Below are 17,573 nucleotides of genomic sequence, written 5' to 3' on the forward strand. Positions count from 1 at the left end.
AGATGGCATGCGCACGTCGACGTAGGGCGCGCTTCTCACCATGGTGATAGGCGGAGGACAGCGTCTGCTGCTCAGACTCAGTGAGAGGTGCAACGAAGCGCCTTGCCATGGTTCCGTCCGTGTCAGTTATCCTACATACATTATGCACGAAAACTTTCGGTTAGGCACTTAATCAGTCAATTGGATCTTCAATGTCTCTTTTTCTATCATCAATTGGTCTTGGTACTTGTTTGCCAATCTTTACGGCATTTACGCTTGTTCACGTCATGTTTTTGGAAGAGCGGCGGCATGATAAAGAAATGGAGCCGGCATTGTCAGGAAAGTGGGTTAAGAGACTGACTCAGCTTTCAGTTTTGATGTTCTGTGTCTCTATTGTCTTTATGCTCTTTCATATTTCTAAGACTTTGCGCGTGGGTTTCTTTATGAGTGCAATTGTCATGTTGCTTTTGCTCAAAAAGTTTAGGAACTCACTGAATGAAGCAGCCTAACCAAGCCATAAAATTCGTCATGGCTGCGAAAGACGCGCGGCTTCCACCGGACTGCCTGCGCGTTGCATCGACAGCCTTTTATTGCGGTGCTATATCAGCTCCCGCTGAACGTCCGCTCCTGGCCGAAACCTGACATAGCCATCCTGGAACGGCCTCGCCGTGTTGGCGAAGCCGGATTATCAACTCCCGGTACTCACCTGGCATTGGCCCCGAACTCATGCAGCTTGCGGAACCACGCGTTTCGCTGTTTCTCGCTCATGGTTTCCACGCTGCCGATCAGAGTCTCATTCACCGGAGAGAAGCCGACGAAACCGAGGATGTTGCGTTCCAGCGACTTGATGCTGTGGGCCCGGTAGAGGTGCCGGTAGATCATCGCCGGCATGCCCATGGTGACCACGACCCTCGCCGAGCGGCCGGTCAGCCCCTTCCTGCCGAGGGGATTGCCCTCCACGTACTCGAAGGCGAAGCCGGGGCGCAGCACCTGCTCCAGAAACGCCTTCACCAGCGCCGGCATGTCGCCAAGCCAGAGCGGGAAGCACAGTACCAGGTGCTGGCACCAGGCGATGGACACCTGTGCGTCTGCCAGCGCGTCGGGCAGCGGGTCCGTTTTCCATGCCTTCTGGCTGCGCAGCAGCGGAACGTCGAGGGCCGCGAGCTCGATCACGCACACCTCGTGGCCCTGGGCCTCTGCCCCCTGGCGATAGTGATCGGCCAGCGCATGGCAGAGGTGTGGTTCGCTGGCGTCCGGGTGGCCCTGCAGGATCAGGATTCGCTGGCTCATGGTGGGTGATCTTGTGGGGAGAGAGTTGGGCTGCCATATAGCCTAGCCCCCATCGGCGAACCCGTCCGTCATCTCGTGCAAGGCGCTGGCCGCTGGCATCCAGTAGGTGGCTGTGGCCCGATGGCCAGTCCAGGGTCGGCAGGGACGTTCCCGGATGCCACACTGGGACCGACCCTTTCCTATCAGGAGTACGCCATGAGCAACGGACCCTACGGGCAAATCGCCTGCGGCTGCGGTGCGCTATCGCTGCTGGTATGCGGCGCCCCCCTGGCTCTCGGCGAAGACGCCGAGGGCGAGGCGGTGGCCTTCTGGCCGCTCACGGCCATCCAGATCGGCCAGGGGGCCGAGGAGCTCACGCTCTCGCTGGAGGACCGCGGTGGCGAGGCCTGGCGCTGCGGGCGCTGCGACGAGCGCCTGCTGCACGGCGATGACGAGGCCGGCGTGGCGGTGCTGGCGGGGCTTCCGGAGGATAGCGACGGGCCCGGCGTGGCGCTGGCGGCACCACAGCAGCGTCGCCTCGAGGCGCTGGGCTATCGGCTCCTGGTGGGAAGGTAACAGGGGAGGCGGTGCCTCCCCTGTGGGCTCAGGCGCTGCGCAGGTCGCAGCTGACCGCCGGGTTGAAGGGCTCGAGGTTGCCGCTGGGGTTGTTACGGAACCAGACGTGCTGGTCATAGTGGGGCTCGAAGCCGTGGGCCTGGTCGCCGGGGATGGCCGGGTCATCGGCCATGTAGTCCCAGGTGCGGCCCAGGAAGCTCGGCGGCTCGCTGTGGCCGGCCTCCTGCCAGGCCCGGGCGAACACCAGGTTCTCGACGCCCACCAGCACCATGGAGCCGTCCGCCTGGGGTTCGTAGAGCAGGATGGCGGGCTCCATGAAGTCGGTATGGGTGCCGGTGCCGTCCACCCGCGGTTCGGTGGCGGTGATGCCGAGCAGGTCGGGGCGCATGTAGTGGATGCCCATGTGTCCGAGTTCCGGCGGCAGGCCGTGCTCGCCGGCCTTTACGCACTCGCCGGAGGGATCGGGGATGTAGCCCTCGGCCAGCGCCACGTTCACGTCCGTGAAGCGTTCCACCGCCGCACGGATCGCCTCTATCGTCTCGGCAACGTCATCGGCCTGGCCGCTGGCGGCAGGCAGGCCTGCGGCTGCGAAGCCCAGCACGACGATGCCACTCCACAGGATATTACGCATCGGGGTCTCCTCCGGGTCATGTCGTGGCGCGGGAAGTCACGACCTCGGCCCCTGCGCCGGGCGGCGAGGGGCCGAGAGAAATGGGGTGGGTCACCTTGATCATAGCCGGCGGGGGAGGGAGGCAGCGGGTGGTTACGCTAGGGTACCCGGCATCAGCCGGGCGGGCTATGTGGGCTGATCGGCCTAGGTCCGCATCACGGTGCCGCGGCCTCGGTGGCTTTCACAAGAGGCGTCACGAATGGCGTTTCCAGCCGTGGAGCAGGTAGCGGGTGGCGCTCTGCCAGCGAGAGGGGGCGGCGGGCACCGGCGCCTTGGCCAGGGCGTCGATGGCCCGCTGAAGGGCCTTGAGGATGGCGTCCAGGTGGCGGTGGCAGAGGGTGCTGTCGAGGCCGCCGGGGCAGCGCGAGAGGAGCTGGTCGCAGGCCTCCCGGGCGCTCTCGAGGGCCGCGTGGGCCTCGGCGGGCAGCGTCGGCTCCTCGCTGCAGGCCTTGAGTTCGCGGCAGAGCATGCCGAGCATCCGGGTGTCGAGCCAGCAGGGCAGGCCATCGTCGGCCTTGCCGGCCATGGACTGCTTGATGGCGCGGAAGGAGCCCCGCAGGAAGACGGCGGTGTAGTACGCCTTGGGGCGTTCTGTGCTCATGGGGTGCCCGTGATGCGATTCAAGTGAGAATGTCTATCAACTGTGATGCATTTTCATCATTGGGTCAATGCCGGGTCCAGCGGCGGGTAGCCCAGCGCCTGACGCAGCGCCTCGGCATGGGCGGCGACCCAGTTCGGGTCGATGGGCCCCCAGTCGCGAATCACGTAGGCGCCGATGTTGTGGCGTGCCCCGTCCTCGTGCTTGAACTCGCAGACGATATCCAGCTCGCCCAGGGCGGAGAGGGTGTCCTGGGCGGTGCGCCGCGGCATGCCGGTGGCGGCCGTCACCGCCGGGATGCTGGCGATCCCCCGGGACACCAGGTAGGCCACGTAGAGGCGGCGGTAGAAGCTGGATCGGGTCTTGCTGAGTGTCATGGGGCCTCGCGTCTTGGGGGTGGTATCTCGGGTCACATTCGTACGCGGTCGAACTCGCGGCGGAAGTACATCTCCAGGCGCAGGTCCAGCGCCCAGCGCGGTTCGCGGTCCGCCTCGCGGGGGAAGTGCAGGGCGGGGGCCACGTCCAGGAACAGGATGCCGCGGTGCAGGTCGCGGCGGTAGCGGGTCTGCAGGTAGGTGTCCTCGATGCGCGGGCTCGAGCCGCTCTCGCCCAGCGCCACGGCGCTGTAGCGGATCGCCCGGCGGCGGTCGATGCGGCGGTTGAGCTCCACCGCCTCGCTGAACTCCAGGGTATCGACCACCTCGCGCCACTGCACGTTGGTGATGAAGCGCAGGTGGCGGTTCTCGTCCACGGGGCGGCCGATGTCCCAGCGGGTGCGGGCGGAGTAGCCGTCCTTGTTGAACCAGGAGAGGCGGTTGTCGCTCTCCAGCTGCCAGGGCCCGTCGTTGAGGGTCCAGAGGCGCTGGGTGATCACCCGGGCGTAGGGGTCCAGCGGCAGCCGCACGCGAATGCCGGCGCCGACCTGGGTGTTCCACTGCTCGCTCTTGTCGCGGCGTCCCAGGCGGTTCAGGCCGATGCGCAGGCTCTCCACGCCGCTGATGCGGTCATCCACCAGCTGGTTGTCCTGCTCGGCCAGGGTGCCCTGGGTCTCCTCCGGCTCGCTCTCGATGACCAGCCGCAGGCGCTCCTCGGTGGTGGGCAGGTCGAGGCGGAAGCGGGCGCCGATGTCCTGCTGGAAGGATTCCCCCTCCTTCCAGCGCCAGCCCTGGCTGATCCTGAGGTAGGAGTCGTTCTCGATGCTCAGGGCGTCGGTGGTGCCGAAGAAGCCGTCGATGCGCCGCGAGGTGGTCTCGACCCAGCGGGAGACGTTGTCGTGCAGCGGCTCTATCCGTTCGTTGGCCCAGGGGGGGGCAGGTCGCTGTCGTCCTCCGGGAGGTCCTCGGCCTCGGGCTCGCCGTGGCCGCCTTCCGGCATCTCGACGGCGCCGAGCTCATCGTCGAGCCAACCGCCCATGGGGGCCGGGGCGGTGTCGGCGTGGGCGCCCAGGGCGGCGCAGGCCGCCAGCGCGATCAGGACCTTTCTCATCCGTGGGCTCCCCCTCAGTTCCTGATAGCAGTCTATCCATGAACCCCGTTGAAGTCGCGAACCGTGGGCGCTAGCGGCAGAGGGCGTCGCGGGCCTCGGCCTGGCTCACCTCGTGGCCGGAGGGCAGCGCCGCCGCGGGGTCGAGCAGCCAGGTGGCCAGGTCGGCCTCGGTGCGCTCGCGCCGGGTGTAGCGGGTCAGCATGTGGTAGCCCTCCGGATAGAGCGCCAGGCGCCACTCGGGGGCGTCGGTGTCCTGTGCGGGCAGGCGCTCGAGCAGGGCGCAGGCGGCCTCGGCGGGAATCACCTCGTCCGCATCGCCGTAGAGGATCAGGGCGGGCCCCGGCAGCCGCTCGGCGGCGTTCAGGGCCAGGCTCATGGTCTCGCTGACGCCATGCAGAGTGTCGACCCGGGCGCTGCGCAGGATCAGCGGGTCGCGGGCCAGGCGCGCCATGATCTCGGGGTCGTCGGTGGGCTCGATGCCGAGTCGGCGCACGCTGCTGGCCGAGAAGCTGACCGAGGGGATGAGCCGCACGCCGAGCCACAGGCTGGCGCGCTGGTACCAGGGCATGGCCTCGAGCCCCCACACCGCCGGGGCGATCAGCACGCTGCCGGCCACCGGCGGCGGGTCGTCCGCCAGGGTCAGCAGCACCACCGCGGCGCCCATGCTCTTGCCCACCAGGTAGAGGGGCGTGTCGGGGTGGCGCGCCTGCAGCAGCGTGACCAGGTGGTGTACATCGGCCACCAGCCGCCGGTGACCGGGCCAGATCCGCCGCTGAGCGGTGAGGCCGAAGCCGCGCTGATCGAAGGCGTAGGTGGCGATGCCGTGGGGAGCGAGCGCCTCGGCCATGACGTCGAAGCTGCCGCCGTGGTCGTTGAAGCCGTGGACGGCCAGCACCAGGGCGCGGGGCTCCCGGGAAGGCTCGCCCTCGGCGGGCCAGTGCCGCAGCGGCAGGCGGTAGCCGTCCTCGGCGATCGCCCAGTCGGGCTCCAGGCGCACGGTATCCGGGCCGGGCCCGGGCTGCTGGAGCATCGCCTGGCCGCAGCCGCTCAGCAGCAGGGCGCCGAGCACGAGCAGGACTCGCCGCAGGGCCGGGCGCAGAGAAAGGGGTAGAAAAAGGCTCAGCGCGAGGCGCGGGCGTGCGGGCATGGGGCTCTCCGGTCCGAGTCCCTTGATCATACCCCCGGGGCGGCGCCGGGTTTCACCCCTTCGGTCACTCGCCTACCCTAGGGGGCGAAGGAATGAGCTGGTCAGGGAGGAGACGATGAGCAACGTGATGCGGCGTGCCCTGGGGTGGGGGGGCATCTATCTCGTGCTGGCGCTGCTGCCGGTGGCCGCGGTGGTGGCTCTTTCCCCGGCAGAGGGGCGCGGCTTCGGGGTGGCGCTCGGCACCCTGCTCGGGCTGCTGGCCCTTGCGGTGATGGCGCTGCAGGCGCTGGTCTCGGGCCGCCACCGCTGGTTCGGCGAGGCGCTGGGCTTCGACAACCTGCTGCAGTTCCACCGCCGAATGGGGCTCTTCGCGCTGCTTCTGGTGGTGGCCCATCCGCTGGTCATGCTGGCCTCGCGGCCGGCCTGGCTCGACTACCTGGACCCTCGCGACGACACCCTGCGCGCCCTGGCCCTGATCGGGCTGCTGCTCGCCACCCTGCTGCTGGTGGTCACCTCGCTGTGGCGCCAGGCCTGCGGGCTCTCCTACGAGCGCTGGCGGGCCCTGCATGGCCTGCTCGCGGTGGCGGTGGTGGGCGGCGGCTTCGGCCATGCGCTCATGGTGGGGCATGTCACCCGGGGGCTGCCCGGATGGCTGCTGGTCGGGCTGGTGGGCGCGTCACTGCTGCTGGTGGCCCAGAGCCGCCTGCTGAGGCCCTGGCGGCTGCGCCGCCGCCCCTGGCAGGTGGTCGAGGCGTCGCCGGCGCGCGGCGACGCCACCACCCTGGTGCTGGCGCCGGTGGGTGAGCATCGGCTCGCCTTCGCCCCCGGGCAGTTTGCCTGGATCACCCTGGGCGACACGCCCTTCCGGCTTCAGCAGCATCCCTTCTCCATCGCCTCCTCGGCGGCGCGGCCCGAGCGGCTGGCCTTTACCATCAAGCGGCTGGGGGACTTCACCACGACCCTGCCCGAGGTACCCGCCGGCACCCGGGCCTTCGTCGAGGGGCCCTACGGCGCCTTCCTGCCGGACGCCGACAACCCGTCCGGCGCCGTGCTGATCGCCGGGGGCATCGGTGTCACGCCTGTGATGAGCATCCTGCGCACCTTCGCCGACCGCGGCGAGCGCCTGCCGCTGTGGCTGATCTATGCCAATCCGACCTGGGAGGAGGCCACCTTCCGCGAGGAGCTCGATGCCCTGGCCGAGCGCCTCGACCTCGAGGTGATCCACGTGCTCGACGAGCCGCCGGAAGGCTGGCAGGGCGAGCGTGGCAAGGTCGACCGCGAGCTGCTCTCGCGCTGCCTGCCCGCCGACGACGGCCGGCGCGACTACTTCATCTGCGGCCCGGACCCGCTGATGGATGCCGCCGAGGGGGCGCTGATCGAACTGGGGGTCGCCCCGACCCGCCTGCACTCCGACCGCTTCGACATGGTGTAAGGAGAGAGACCATGTTGCATCGCTACGCCCGCCATGCCGCCACCCTGATCGCCGTGCTGCTGGTCATCGCGGCGCTGCTCGCCGCCCTGCTGCGCGGCTGAGGGCGACCTCCGCACCTGGCCTCAGCGCCAAAACCACCCCTTCATCACCGCGGTGATGCGGCGCATGTCGTCCGGGGAGGTGACGTAGGCGGGCATGGTGTAAAGCCAGCGGCCGATGGGGCGCAGCCAGACCCCCTGCTCGCGGGCCCAGTCGGCCACGCCGGCGAGGTCTGCGGCGGCGCGGGTCTCGATCACCGCGGTGGCGCCCAGGGTGCGCACCTCGACCACCGCGGGGTGGGCGGCCAACGCCTCGTCCCTTACCAGCTCCTCCTCCAGCACCCGGTTGAGCCCGGCGATCCGGCCCAGGTACGCCTCCTCCTCGAACACGGCCAGGCTTTCCAGCGCCACGGCGCAGGCCAGCGGATTGCCCATAAAGGTCGGCCCGTGCATAAAGGCGTGCATCGGCGAGTCACCGATGAAGGCCTCATGCACCCGGTCCGTGGCAAGCGTCGCCGCGTGGCCGAGATACCCCCCGGTGAGTCCCTTGGAGAGCACCATGATGTCCGGCGTCACCCCGGCGTGGTCGGCGGCGAACAGCCGCCCGGTGCGGCCGAAGCCGGTGGCCACCTCGTCGAACACCAGCAGCACGTCGAACTCATCGCACAGCGCCCGGGCCCCGACCAGGTAGTGGGGCGAGGTCATGTTGAGCCCCCCGGCGGCCTGCAGCAGCGGTTCCATCAGCAGGGCGGCGATCTCGCCGTGGTGGCGCTCCAGCACCGCGCGCAGGGCGGCGAGGTCCGCCGCCACCGCCTCGGGCGCGGCGTCGAAGGGGGCGGTGGGGGCCGGGGCGAAGTGGTGGCGGGGCAGGTAGCCCGAGAAGAGCGAGTGCATGCCCTCCTCGGGGTCGCAGACGGCCATGCAGCCGGCAGTGTCGCCGTGGTAGGCCTTCATCAGCGAGAGCAGGCGATGCTTGCCGGGGCGGCCCCGCAGCTGGTGGTACTGCACCGCCATCTTCATGGCCACCTCCATGCCGACGGAGCCGCTGTCGGAATAGAAGACGTGGTTGAGCCCCTCCGGGGTGACCCGCACCAGCTCCCGGGCCAGGCGGTCGGCCGGCTCGTGGGTCAGGCCGCCCAGCATCACGTGGCAGAGCGCGTCGGCCTGCCGCTGGATGGCGCTCACCAGGCGCGGGTGGCGGTAGCCGTGGATCATGCACCACCAGGAGCAGGTGGCGTCGAGCAGCGTCTCGCCGCCCTCCAGGGTGAAGCGCGGCCCCTCGCCGCCGATGACCTTCGGCGCCTGCCGCTGGGTCTTGAGGTGGGCATAGGGGTGCCAGACGGGAGAGCGGTCGCTCGAGGTCATTCAGGGCTCCAGCAGGACGTGGGGGTAACGGACGGACACGCGAAGGCGCCGCGCATCCCGGAAGAGATGACGGAGGAGGATCGTCGATAGCGGAGGGAACAGCGAGAAACCACGATGGTGCGGATGGGGAGACTTGAACTCCCACGCCCGAAGGCACCAGAACCTAAATCTGGCGTGTCTACCAATTCCACCACATCCGCACGGTGATGCAGGCGAGCATATTCTACGGACGCCCCCTCGCAAGTCAATGAGCATCGGGAAGTTCCAGGTGATCGGCGGCGGCCGCGGCCATGGCAGGGGCCGCGTCGGCCGCCAGTCGCGGGATCACGCCGAGGCAGGGGGCGGGCAGAGTGCGCGCCAGGGTGGCCAGGTTGTCGCGGTAGAGGGCGTCGTCCGTGGCGAAGGCAGGATCCACCTGGCTGCCGATCCAGCCGGCCAGGCGCAGGCCGGAGGCCTTGATGGCCTCGGCGGTGAGGCGGGCGTGGCTGAGGCAGCCCAGGCGCAGGCCCACCACCAGGATCACCGGGAGCTCCATCGCGAGGGCGAGCTCGGCGAGGTCCTCGTCGTCGTTGAGCGGCACCCGCCAGCCGCCGGCGCCCTCCACCAGGGTCAGGTCGCGCTTGAGGGCCAGCAGCGGGCGCAGCCAGCCGGTGAGGTCGGCCAGGCGCACCTCGACCCCGGCGCGCCGGGCCGCCAGGTGGGGCGCGATGGCGGGGGCGAAGGCGTAGGGGTTGATCGTCGTGTAGTCCACTGCCGGTACGCTCTCGGCCTGCAGGGCCAGGGCATCGGCGTTGCGCAGGCCGTCCGGTGTGGCCTCGCTGCCCGAGGCGATGGGCTTTAGACCCAGGGTGGTGAGGCCCTCGCGGCGTGCGCGGGCCAGCAGGCCGGCGCTGGCCAGGGTCTTGCCGGCGTCGGTGTCGGTGCCGGTGACAAAGTAGGCGGGCATCGCGTCTCCTCAGTCTCGGGTCAGGTCGAGGGTGAGCAGCCGGTAGCTGACCGGCAGTCCCTCGGGCTCGCGCATGGCGTCGAAGCGACGCCGGGCCCGGGCCAGGTCGGCGCGGGTCAGCCGGGCGCCGGGGCGCGCGGTCTGGGCGCCCACTCCCTTGATGGAGGCCATCACCGCGGCCAGGTCGGGGTAGTGGAAGCGCCGGGTCTGCCGCTCGACGCTGACGCGGCGAAAGCCGGCCAGGCGCGCTGCGGCCAGGTGCTGCTCGCGGCCGAGCAGCGGCAGCAGGGCAGCGGGGGCGCCGGGCCGCGACCAGGCATGGCCGACCTCCGCCAGGGTGCCGGGGGCGAGGGTGTTGATCAGCGCGCGCCCGCCCGGGCGCAGCACCCGGTGCAGCTCGCTCAGTACCCGGGAGAGGTCCGGGCACCACTGGATGGCCAGGTTGGAGAACACGAGGTCCAGGCTGCCGTCCGCCAGGGGCAGGGCGGCAGCGTCGGCGCATACCCAGCGCAGGCGCGGGTCGCTGCCATGGTCGTGTCGGGCCGCGGCCAGCATGCCCGGGGCCAGGTCGAGGCCGATGACCGTGGCGTCGTCGCCGAAGCGTTCGGCCAGGCGCTCGCTCCAGTGCCCCGGGCCGCAGCCGAGGTCCAGCACCCGCCAGGGCGTGCCAAGGGGCGTGACGGGCGCGGGTGGGGGCAGGCGCTCCCAGAGCACCTCGCCCATGGCGAGCTGGGCTGCGGCCAGACGCGCATAGTCGCCGGCGGCCCGAGAAAAGGCGTGGGCGACTCGGCGCCCCCATTGTGGTGAGGGGGGCGAGGGGGGCGAGGGGGACGAATCGCCCGGGTGGTGCGTGGCGGGGGATGCGCTCATGGGCAGGCCACCTCGGTGAGGGCCGCCGGCGCGCGATGAGATGCAGCGGCAAGCGTTGCCAGGGCCTCGGCCAGGGCGGCGGGCCGGGAGAGCATCGGGCAGTGGCCGGCCTGCTCGAGCCGATGATCGGCGCGGGCGATGGCGGCCGGCGCCTGCAGCGGGTCATTGGTGCCGACCAGGCGAATCACCGGGCAGCCGGCATCGGCCAGGGAGGAGGAGAGCTCCAGGGTCTCCAGCCAGGCCAGGCCCGCGGCCAGGGTGGCGGGATCGGCCGGGGGGCCGCCGTCCAGCAGGGTACGCAGCCGCCGATGGGCGTCTCGGGGGCTGGGTTCGCCGCCGAGCTGCCAGCGCTGGAAGTGGGCCAGGGTGGCCTGCGGGTCCCGGGCGAAGGCGCGGCGGAAGGCGGTGAGCTCCGTGTGGGTCACGCCCGCGGGGTCGCAGAAGCGTGCGCCCATGCCGAGCAGGATCAGCCCACGGGGTGCCGGCAGCCGGGCGAGCAGGGCGCCGGCCAGCAGGCCGCCCAGGGACCAGCCGACCCAGATGGCGTCGGCGGGCAGCGCCGCCGCCATGGCGTCGGCCAGGGCGTCCAGGCAGTCTGGGGCCGCCAGCGGGGCACGGCCCCCGTAGCCGGGCCAGTCCGGCGCGACGACGCTGACGCCGTCGGGCCAGTGCTCGGCCAGCGGCTGCCAGATCCGCGCGTCGCAGCCCCAGCCGGAGAGCAGCACCAGCCGCGTCATGGGGTCGCCTCCGCCGTGCTGGAACGCTCGTGGGCCCGGCAGGCGGCCAGCCCCTCGAGCAGCGCCTCCAGGTCGGTATCCGAATGGGCCGCGGAGAGCGTGATGCGCAGCCGCGCCTGGCCCCGGGGAACGGTGGGCGCGCGGATGGCGCCGACCAGAAGCCCCCGCTCGGCCAGCCGCTCGGCCCAGGCCATCACGCGGCGGCTTTCGCCGAGCACCAGCGGCTGGATGGGCGTGTGGCTCTGCGCCAGCGGCAGCCCTAGGCCTGCGGCCTCGGCGCGAAAGCGCCCGATCAGGCGGGCCAGGCGGGCGCGCCGCTCGGGCTCCTCGGCCAGGATCTCCAGGGCTGCGAGGGTCGCCGCGGCGACGCCGGGCGGCTGGGCGGTGGTGTAGACATAGGGGCGGGCGAACTGGGTCAGGTGGTCGATCAGCGCCTGGCTGCCCGCCACGAAGGCACCGCCGCTGCCCAGCGCCTTGCCCAGGGTGCCGACCAGGATCGGCACGTCCTCCACGCCGTGGGCACGCCCCACGCAGCCGTCGCCGTGCTCGCCGAGCACGCCGAGGCCATGGGCGTCATCGATCATCAGCCAGGCCCCGCGGCGACGCGCCAGCGCGGCGAGGCCGGCGATGTCGGCCACGTCTCCATCCATGCTGAAGACCCCGTCGCTGACCACCAGCTTCGGCGCCTCGGCGGGGGCGCGCTCGAGCAGCCGCGCGAGATCGGTCAGGTCGCCATGGTGGAAGCGCCGCGAGGGGGCGCCGGCCAGGGTCGCGCCGTCGAGCAGCGAGGCGTGGTTGAGGCGATCCTGGAACACCCGGGTCTCGCCATCGCAGAGCGCCTGGAGGGTGCCCAGGTTGGCCATGTAGCCGGTGGAGAAGAGCAGGGCGCGGGGCCGGCCGGTAAGTTCGGCCAAGCGGCACTCGAGGGCCTCGTGGACCGCCAGGTGGCCGCTGACCAGGTGCGAGGCGCGCCCACCGGCACCGTGGCGGCGGGCGGCCTGGGCCATCGCCTCAGTGAGGCGAGGATCGCCGGCCAGCCCCAGGTAGTCGTTGCCGGCGAAGTCGAGGCGTGGGGCTTGGGAAGCCACGGTGCGGCGGTGGCGCCACAGGCCGCGTGCCCGGTGCGCCTCGCCGCGTTCGGCGAGACGGCTTGGCCAGTCGCGGGTGGCCATGGCTCAGGCGCCGGCGTCGTAGGCGAGTTCGCTGGCCCGGGCGGCGGCCCCTGCTGCCCTCTGACGGGCCAGTGCGGCCTCGACGCCCGCCTCCATCCGGGCGTCGTCGGCGCAGGTCTGACGGCTTTCGGGGTGCAGGCCGAGCCGGGCGAACAGCGCCCGGTCGCGCTGGGCCTGGGGGTTGGCGGTGGTCAGCAGCCGCTCGCCATAGAAGATGGAGTTGGCGCCGGCCAAGAAGGCCAGCGCCTGGGTGGCATCGTCCATCTGCTCGCGGCCGGCGGAGAGGCGCACGTGGCTCGTCGGCATCAGGATGCGGGCCACGGCGATGGCGCGGATGAACTCGATGGGGTCCAGGTCCTCCACGTGCTCGAGCGGGGTGCCCGGCACCTTGACCAGCATATTGATGGGCACCGACTCGGGGTGCGGCTCGAGTCGCACCAGCTGCTGGAGCAGGGCGGCGCGGTCCCGGGGGGCCTCGCCCATGCCCAGGATCCCGCCGGAGCACACCTTCATGCCGGCGTCGCGCACGTGGCCGAGGGTCTCCAGGCGGTCGGCGTAGGTGCGGGTGGTGATGATCTCGCCGTAGTAGTCCGGCGAGGTGTCGAGGTTGTGGTTGTAGTAGTCGAGCCCCGCCTCGGCCAGGCGCCCGGCCTGGTCGCCGTCCACCATGCCCAGGGTCATGCAGGTCTCGAGCCCCAGCGCCTTGACCCGGCGCACCATCTCCAGCACCGCCTCGAGGTCCTTCTCCCGCGGGCTCTTCCAGGCCGCGCCCATGCAGAAGCGGCTGGCGCCGGCCGCCTTCGCCGCCTCAGCCTGCTCGACCACCTTCTCGATCTCCAGCAGCTTCTCCCTGGAAAGCCCGGTGTTGTAGTGGCCCGACTGCGGGCAGTACTTGCAGTCCTCCGGGCAGGCACCGGTCTTGATGGAGAGCAGGGTGGAGACCTGCACGGCGTTGGGGTCGAAGTGGGCGCGATGCACCCGCTGGGCGTGGAACAGCAGGTCGTTGAAGGGCAGGGCGAAGAGCGCCTCGATCTCGTCGAGGGTCCAGTCGTGGCGCGGCCGGGCCGTGGGGGCTAGGGTCAAGGAGTCGGCGGTCGCGATCGCATCGCGGGTATCGAACATGAGGGGGCTCGCTTATGGTAAACTTGGGAGTGGTGAGTAAGTTGACGGAAAGCCTATCCCAGTGGCGCCTGTTGTCAACCCGGTTGGGTGTCGAGGTTGACAGGCGGCTGCGTCGCCACCTGCCGGGCCGCTGCGCCTTCTGCCTGGGCGAGGCCGAGCGGGAGCACCCCTGGTGTGCGGCCTGCTTCGTCGAGCTGCCCTGGAACCTGCCGGCCTGCCCGTGCTGCGCCGAGCCCCTGCCCGGGCGCCCCGAGGAGAGGCCGTGTGGGCGCTGCCTGCGCTCTCCGCCCGCCTTCGTGCGCAGCCGGGTGCCGCTGCGCTATGAGCAGGAGGTGGCCGGGCTGGTGCGGCGCTTCAAGTTCGAGGCCTCTCCCCGGGCCGGGGCGGTGCTGCTGGCGCTGTTCGAGGCCGGCTTGCCGGAGACGGTCCTGGCCTGGCCCCAGGCGCTGGTGCCGGTGCCGCTGCACCCCCGCCGCGCCCGGGCACGCGGCTTCGATCAGGGCGAGTGGCTGGCCAGGCGCCTGGCACGTCGGCTCGAGCGTCCCCTGGTGCGCGCCCGGCGGTGTCGCGATACCCCCAGCCAGCGCGGCCTGGACCGCATGGAGCGCCGCCGCAACCTGAACCGCGCCTTCGTGATCGAGGCCGCGCTGCCCCCGCGGGTGGCGCTGCTGGATGATGTGATGACCACCGGGGCGACTCTGGAGGCCCTGGCGTCGGCCTGCCGCGCGGCGGGTGCCCGCGAGGTCGAGGCGTGGGCGGTGGCGAGAACGCCGCTCCAGTAAAGAGGACGGCTCTGCTAGCATGCGGGTTTTACTGCCGGGACTGCCGCTATGGAAACTTCCCCTCATCCTTTCGCCAGCCTCTCGCCCGCGCGGGTGGTGGCGGCGGTGGAGTCGCTGGGCTTCTGGCTGCCTGGCGAGCCCTTCACCCTCAACAGCTACGAGAACCGCGTCTACCTGGTGCATGACGACGAGCGGCGGCGCTGGGTGGTGAAGTTCTACCGTCCGGAGCGCTGGAGCGATGCGCGCATCCAGGAGGAGCACGATTTCCTGGCCGAGCTCGACGAGGCCGGGGTGGCCGTGGCCGCGCCCTGGCGCGACGACGAGGGCGTGAGCCTTCACCGCGCCGAGGGGTTTCGCTTCGCGCTCTTTCCCGGCCTGCCGGGCCAGGCCCCGGAGCTGGAGAATCCGGCGCACCTGTTCGCCCTGGGGGAGCTGATCGGTGCCGTGCATGCGGTGGGCGAACGCGGTCGCTTCGTCCATCGCGGTGCCATGGACCTGGATGAGATGGTGCTGGAGGCCCGGGAGCGGGTGCTGGCCAGCGCCCGGCTCGGCAGCCGCCAGCGAGAGGCCTATGCCCGGGTCACCGCGGCCCTGCACGAGCGGCTGGCTGACCACGCCTGGCCCGCCGAGCGGGCGATTCGCGTCCACGGCGACTGCCATATCGGCAATATCCTGGGTCACGATGCGCACTTCGCGCTGGTGGATTTCGACGACTGCCTGATGGCGCCGGCGGTTCAGGACCTGTGGATGCTGATTACCGCTGAGCATGCCGAGGAGCGGCACATGCAGCTCTCGGAGGTGATGGAGGGGTACGAGGAACACCGCGGGTTCGACCGCCGCGAGCTGGCCCTGATGGAGCCGCTGCGCACCCTGCGCCTGCTGCGCCACAGCGCCTGGCTGGTGGCGCGCTGGGAGGATCCGGCCTTCCCGGCGGCCTTCCCGTGGCTGGCCGATGAGGGGTACTGGGACGGCCAGATCCGCTCCCTGGAGCAGCAGCGCCAGGTGCTCGAGCGCGAGCCCCGCTGGCTTGCCTGATATCGGGTCGTGGCCTGACGCAAGGCGCCTCTGCCCCAACGCAAGGCGCCCTGAAGAGGGGCGCCTTGTCGCGAGGGGCGTTGCCGGGCTACTGGTCCGGGTCGGGACGCTCGGCGGGAATCGGGTTGGCGACCCCGGCGCCCTCGGCCTGGCGGCGCTGGATGTTGATCTTCTCGGACGGGTTCTCCTGCTCCTCGATGGCGAGCTCGCTGGCCAGCCGCAGCTCGAAGGCGTGCTCCGGGGTGAGCGCGCAGCGGCCGCTGTCGCAGGCGGCGATGCCGAAGCTGCCGTCCGCGTCGTAGGCGGCGGCCGACATCTCGCCCGAGTAGATCTCGCTGTCGTCGCCGTCGGTGGCGATGCAGGTCACGGCCTTGGTGGTGATGCGCACCCGCTCGCCCTCGAGCCGGGCATCGCCCACCATGATGCAGTGGCTCGGTAGCTCATAGGAGCCCTGATCGTTGGCGACCGGGCGCAGCAGGATGTCATCCAGGCGCGGCTCGTCCTGATCCAGGGTGATGGAATCGATCACCTGCACCTCGAGTCGCGCGTCGGCGGGCAGTTCCAAGGTCGCGGCCAGCGCCAGAGAGGGGCTCAGGAGGGCGGCCAGCAGCAGAAGGGTGGGGGTCTTGGTCATGTCGAGCTCTCGGAAGAAGTCGTGCACTGCATGAGAGCCAGGATTCTAGCACAGGGGGGACCTCCCATTCGCTGCGGGGCGGGGCAGGGGTGCGGTAGGTTGTCACGTGGCGGGCCTGCGCCGCGAGGGGGCTTGCGCTAGAATGCGGGATTCACGTCAATTCATAATGTACAGGCCATGTTTCTTGTATATCTTCTGTGCATGAAAACCGATCAGGACGGGCTCGACGATGACCGAAGAAATCGCCAACCACTACCGACAGATCCTCCTCGCACTGGGTGAGGATCCGGAGCGCGAGGGCCTGCGCGATACCCCCAAGCGTGCCGCCAAGGCGATGCAGTTCCTCAACCGGGGCTACGTCCAGTCCCTCGAGGAGATCGTCAACGGCGCCGTGTTCGAGTCGGAGACCGATGAGATGGTGCTGGTCAAGGACATCGAGCTCTACTCCATGTGTGAGCACCACCTGCTGCCCTTTATCGGCAAGTGCCACATCGCCTACCTGCCCAACGGCAAGGTGCTCGGGCTCTCCAAGTTCGCGCGCATCGTCGACATGTTCGCCCGCCGCATGCAGATCCAGGAGAACCTGACCCGCCAGATCGCCGAGGCGGTGCAGCAGGTCACCGATGCCCGTGGCGTGGCGGTGGTGGTGGAGGCCAAGCATCTGTGCATGATGATGCGCGGCGTGGAGAAGCAGAACTCCAGCATGACCTCCTCGGTAATGCTTGGCGCCTTCCGCGACAACCCCTCCACCCGCCAGGAGTTCCTGACCCTGGTCAACGGACGCTGAGGCCCGCCCGCCTAGGAGATCGGCCATGCCGCTGCACGCCATCGATGACCAGCACTTCGATCATGACCTGGCCACGATCCGCATCAAGAACCTTCGCCTGCGCACCCACATCGGGATCAAGGAGGAGGAGATCCAGAATCGCCAGGACGTGGTGATCAATGCGGTGATTCGCTACCGCGCCGACAAGGCGGTGGCCTTCAACCATATCGAGCAGGCGCTGAACTACCGCACTATCACCAAGCAGGTGATCGCCCATGTGGAGGGCAACCGCTTCCTGCTGCTGGAGCGCATGACCCGCGAGGTGCTCGATCTGGTGATGGCCCACGAGCAGGTGCTCACCGCCCAGGTCGAGATCGACAAGCCCCACGCCCTGCGCTTCGCCGATTCGGTATCCATCACGCTCTCCGCCACCCGGGAGCCCCGTCGCGGCTAGCGTCCCGTCCGTTTGCCGAAAGCCCTCCTGAAGGCCCTGTCGCTTTGAGCGCCGGGGCCTTTGCCCTTAGGATGGGACCTCCCCGAGGCGGTCGATCGAATAGGAGTGACCTTGAACACCGACAGCGATTCCCCGCGCCCCGCCCGCAGGCGCTACTCCCCCCTGGCCATGAGCGCCATCGTCACGGCGCTGCTGGCCCTGCTGCTGCAGGGCGGTTTCGTGCCGCTGAACCTGGCCGCCGCCGTGCTGGCGCTGCTGGGCCTGCGCCAGATCCGCCGCGAGCCGGAGCGCTATATCGGCCGCGCCTTCTGCTGGCTGGCCATCGCCCTGGTGCTGGTGCTGGCGGTCCTGACCGCCCTGGTCGAGCCGACGCCATCGGCGCCGCCCGCCGAGTTCATGGTCCCGGAGCAGAACGCCACCGAGCGTTGAGCGAGCTCGTCATCAAGCCTTTCACGGGCGTGGCGCCGGAGAGCCCGGCTCCCTTATCCTAGATGGC

The 17,573-nt window shown here is 70.3% G+C and carries 21 protein-coding genes, 1 tRNA gene and 1 pseudogene; 7 read left to right on the forward strand and 16 right to left on the reverse strand.

Annotated features, from left to right (window positions below; genetic code table 11):
• Positions 1-109 (reverse strand): annotated as a pseudogene (locus tag DER72_RS09130) (IS630 family transposase); the annotation flags it as partial.
• A gap of 572 nt (positions 110-681) precedes the next feature.
• The gene (locus DER72_RS09135) at positions 682-1,269 is read right to left on the reverse strand and encodes an NAD(P)H-dependent oxidoreductase (protein WP_110069688.1); all 588 of its coding nucleotides are present in this window, start codon (positions 1,267-1,269) and stop codon (positions 682-684) included.
• Positions 1,270-1,464: 195 nt separating this feature from the next.
• Here DER72_RS09135 and DER72_RS09140 point away from each other — a divergent pair, with 195 nt between their 5' ends.
• A complete protein-coding gene (locus tag DER72_RS09140) occupies positions 1,465-1,824 on the forward strand; it encodes a hypothetical protein (protein WP_110069689.1) in 360 nt (119 codons plus the stop codon).
• A 28-nt stretch (positions 1,825-1,852) separates the two neighbouring features.
• Here the strand turns inward: DER72_RS09140 and DER72_RS09145 are convergent, their stop codons facing one another.
• The 6 genes from DER72_RS09145 to DER72_RS09165 form a co-directional block, all read right to left on the reverse strand.
• Entirely contained in the window at positions 1,853-2,455 is a 603-nt protein-coding gene (locus tag DER72_RS09145; RefSeq protein WP_219983251.1) for a hypothetical protein, read from the reverse strand.
• A 232-nt stretch (positions 2,456-2,687) separates the two neighbouring features.
• Positions 2,688-3,095 carry a hypothetical protein gene (locus DER72_RS09150; RefSeq protein WP_110069690.1) on the reverse strand — a complete coding sequence of 136 codons (408 nt, stop codon included), beginning with the start codon at positions 3,093-3,095 and terminating at the stop codon, positions 2,688-2,690.
• 56 nt (positions 3,096-3,151) lie between these two features.
• On the reverse strand, positions 3,152-3,469 hold the full coding sequence (locus DER72_RS09155) for a helix-turn-helix domain-containing protein (protein WP_110069691.1): 318 nt from the start codon (positions 3,467-3,469) through the stop codon (positions 3,152-3,154).
• 32 nt (positions 3,470-3,501) lie between these two features.
• The gene (locus DER72_RS16400; RefSeq protein ID WP_258306258.1) at positions 3,502-4,104 is read right to left on the reverse strand and encodes a hypothetical protein; all 603 of its coding nucleotides are present in this window, start codon (positions 4,102-4,104) and stop codon (positions 3,502-3,504) included.
• Positions 4,105-4,376: 272 nt separating this feature from the next.
• Entirely contained in the window at positions 4,377-4,577 is a 201-nt protein-coding gene (locus DER72_RS16405; protein WP_258306259.1) for a hypothetical protein, read from the reverse strand.
• 70 nt (positions 4,578-4,647) lie between these two features.
• Complete coding sequence (locus DER72_RS09165) at positions 4,648-5,724, reverse strand: alpha/beta hydrolase (protein WP_110069692.1); 1,077 nt, start codon at positions 5,722-5,724, stop codon at positions 4,648-4,650.
• Between the two features lie 115 nt (positions 5,725-5,839).
• Here DER72_RS09165 and DER72_RS09170 point away from each other — a divergent pair, with 115 nt between their 5' ends.
• Complete coding sequence (locus DER72_RS09170) at positions 5,840-7,156, forward strand: ferric reductase-like transmembrane domain-containing protein (protein ID WP_110069693.1); 1,317 nt, start codon at positions 5,840-5,842, stop codon at positions 7,154-7,156.
• 122 nt (positions 7,157-7,278) lie between these two features.
• Here DER72_RS09170 and bioA read toward each other — a convergent pair whose 3' ends face one another.
• The 7 genes from bioA to bioB form a co-directional block, all read right to left on the reverse strand.
• A complete protein-coding gene (bioA, locus tag DER72_RS09175) occupies positions 7,279-8,559 on the reverse strand; it encodes an adenosylmethionine--8-amino-7-oxononanoate transaminase (RefSeq protein ID WP_110069694.1) in 1,281 nt (426 codons plus the stop codon).
• 115 nt (positions 8,560-8,674) lie between these two features.
• Positions 8,675-8,759 (reverse strand) — tRNA-Leu (locus tag DER72_RS09180).
• Between the two features lie 44 nt (positions 8,760-8,803).
• Positions 8,804-9,505, reverse strand: coding sequence for a dethiobiotin synthase (bioD, locus tag DER72_RS09185; protein ID WP_110069695.1), 702 nt, complete (start codon positions 9,503-9,505; stop codon positions 8,804-8,806).
• 9 nt (positions 9,506-9,514) lie between these two features.
• Complete coding sequence (locus DER72_RS09190; protein ID WP_110069696.1) at positions 9,515-10,375, reverse strand: methyltransferase domain-containing protein; 861 nt, start codon at positions 10,373-10,375, stop codon at positions 9,515-9,517.
• Complete coding sequence (locus tag DER72_RS09195) at positions 10,372-11,112, reverse strand: alpha/beta fold hydrolase (protein ID WP_110069697.1); 741 nt, start codon at positions 11,110-11,112, stop codon at positions 10,372-10,374. The genes DER72_RS09190 and DER72_RS09195 overlap by 4 nt, the downstream gene beginning before the upstream one ends.
• Positions 11,109-12,284: an 8-amino-7-oxononanoate synthase gene (gene bioF / locus DER72_RS09200; protein ID WP_110069698.1), complete on the reverse strand. Its 1,176-nt coding sequence runs from the start codon at positions 12,282-12,284 to the stop codon at positions 11,109-11,111. The genes DER72_RS09195 and bioF overlap by 4 nt, the downstream gene beginning before the upstream one ends.
• Positions 12,285-12,287: 3 nt before the next feature.
• Positions 12,288-13,406 carry a biotin synthase BioB gene (gene bioB / locus DER72_RS09205; RefSeq protein ID WP_110069699.1) on the reverse strand — a complete coding sequence of 373 codons (1,119 nt, stop codon included), beginning with the start codon at positions 13,404-13,406 and terminating at the stop codon, positions 12,288-12,290.
• Between the two features lie 71 nt (positions 13,407-13,477).
• Between bioB and DER72_RS09210 the strand changes: the two genes are divergently transcribed.
• Both DER72_RS09210 and DER72_RS09215 read left to right on the forward strand, forming a co-directional pair.
• Complete coding sequence (locus tag DER72_RS09210) at positions 13,478-14,188, forward strand: ComF family protein (protein WP_258306260.1); 711 nt, start codon at positions 13,478-13,480, stop codon at positions 14,186-14,188.
• Between the two features lie 48 nt (positions 14,189-14,236).
• The gene (locus DER72_RS09215) at positions 14,237-15,223 is read left to right on the forward strand and encodes a serine/threonine protein kinase (protein WP_110069700.1); all 987 of its coding nucleotides are present in this window, start codon (positions 14,237-14,239) and stop codon (positions 15,221-15,223) included.
• Positions 15,224-15,311: 88 nt separating this feature from the next.
• On the opposite strand, the gene DER72_RS09220 is transcribed toward DER72_RS09215, so the two are convergent.
• Positions 15,312-15,857 carry a hypothetical protein gene (locus DER72_RS09220; protein ID WP_110069701.1) on the reverse strand — a complete coding sequence of 182 codons (546 nt, stop codon included), beginning with the start codon at positions 15,855-15,857 and terminating at the stop codon, positions 15,312-15,314.
• A gap of 229 nt (positions 15,858-16,086) precedes the next feature.
• Between DER72_RS09220 and folE the strand changes: the two genes are divergently transcribed.
• From folE to DER72_RS09235, 3 genes are all read left to right on the forward strand, one after another.
• Positions 16,087-16,644: a GTP cyclohydrolase I FolE gene (gene folE, locus DER72_RS09225; RefSeq protein WP_110069702.1), complete on the forward strand. Its 558-nt coding sequence runs from the start codon at positions 16,087-16,089 to the stop codon at positions 16,642-16,644.
• A 25-nt stretch (positions 16,645-16,669) separates the two neighbouring features.
• Positions 16,670-17,077, forward strand: coding sequence for a dihydroneopterin triphosphate 2'-epimerase (folX, locus tag DER72_RS09230; RefSeq protein WP_181395639.1), 408 nt, complete (start codon positions 16,670-16,672; stop codon positions 17,075-17,077).
• A gap of 111 nt (positions 17,078-17,188) precedes the next feature.
• The gene (locus tag DER72_RS09235) at positions 17,189-17,506 is read left to right on the forward strand and encodes a hypothetical protein (protein WP_110069703.1); all 318 of its coding nucleotides are present in this window, start codon (positions 17,189-17,191) and stop codon (positions 17,504-17,506) included.
• The last annotated feature ends 67 nt before the right edge of the window (positions 17,507-17,573 follow it).

Origin of the sequence: Halomonas sp. A11-A (assembly GCF_003182195.1) — a bacterium.
In the GTDB taxonomy this organism is placed as follows: Bacteria; Pseudomonadota; Gammaproteobacteria; order Pseudomonadales; family Halomonadaceae; genus Halomonas; species Halomonas alkalicola.

Coding starts and splice junctions, on each gene's coding strand:
- DER72_RS09140 (WP_110069689.1), top strand. CDS start 1,465: ATGAGCAACGGACCCTACGGGCAAATCGCCTGCGGCTGCGGTGCGCTA.
- folE (WP_110069702.1), top strand. CDS start 16,087: ATGACCGAAGAAATCGCCAACCACTACCGACAGATCCTCCTCGCACTG.
- bioA (WP_110069694.1), bottom strand. CDS start 8,559: ATGACCTCGAGCGACCGCTCTCCCGTCTGGCACCCCTATGCCCACCTC.
- DER72_RS16405 (WP_258306259.1), bottom strand. CDS start 4,577: ATGAGAAAGGTCCTGATCGCGCTGGCGGCCTGCGCCGCCCTGGGCGCC.
- bioF (WP_110069698.1), bottom strand. CDS start 12,284: ATGGCCACCCGCGACTGGCCAAGCCGTCTCGCCGAACGCGGCGAGGCG.
- DER72_RS09195 (WP_110069697.1), bottom strand. CDS start 11,112: ATGACGCGGCTGGTGCTGCTCTCCGGCTGGGGCTGCGACGCGCGGATC.
- bioB (WP_110069699.1), bottom strand. CDS start 13,406: ATGTTCGATACCCGCGATGCGATCGCGACCGCCGACTCCTTGACCCTA.
- DER72_RS09215 (WP_110069700.1), top strand. CDS start 14,237: ATGGAAACTTCCCCTCATCCTTTCGCCAGCCTCTCGCCCGCGCGGGTG.
- DER72_RS09145 (WP_219983251.1), bottom strand. CDS start 2,455: ATGCGTAATATCCTGTGGAGTGGCATCGTCGTGCTGGGCTTCGCAGCC.
- DER72_RS09165 (WP_110069692.1), bottom strand. CDS start 5,724: ATGCCCGCACGCCCGCGCCTCGCGCTGAGCCTTTTTCTACCCCTTTCT.
- DER72_RS09220 (WP_110069701.1), bottom strand. CDS start 15,857: ATGACCAAGACCCCCACCCTTCTGCTGCTGGCCGCCCTCCTGAGCCCC.
- DER72_RS09150 (WP_110069690.1), bottom strand. CDS start 3,095: ATGAGCACAGAACGCCCCAAGGCGTACTACACCGCCGTCTTCCTGCGG.
- DER72_RS09190 (WP_110069696.1), bottom strand. CDS start 10,375: ATGAGCGCATCCCCCGCCACGCACCACCCGGGCGATTCGTCCCCCTCG.
- bioD (WP_110069695.1), bottom strand. CDS start 9,505: ATGCCCGCCTACTTTGTCACCGGCACCGACACCGACGCCGGCAAGACC.
- DER72_RS09135 (WP_110069688.1), bottom strand. CDS start 1,269: ATGAGCCAGCGAATCCTGATCCTGCAGGGCCACCCGGACGCCAGCGAA.
- DER72_RS09170 (WP_110069693.1), top strand. CDS start 5,840: ATGAGCAACGTGATGCGGCGTGCCCTGGGGTGGGGGGGCATCTATCTC.
- DER72_RS09155 (WP_110069691.1), bottom strand. CDS start 3,469: ATGACACTCAGCAAGACCCGATCCAGCTTCTACCGCCGCCTCTACGTG.
- folX (WP_181395639.1), top strand. CDS start 16,670: ATGCCGCTGCACGCCATCGATGACCAGCACTTCGATCATGACCTGGCC.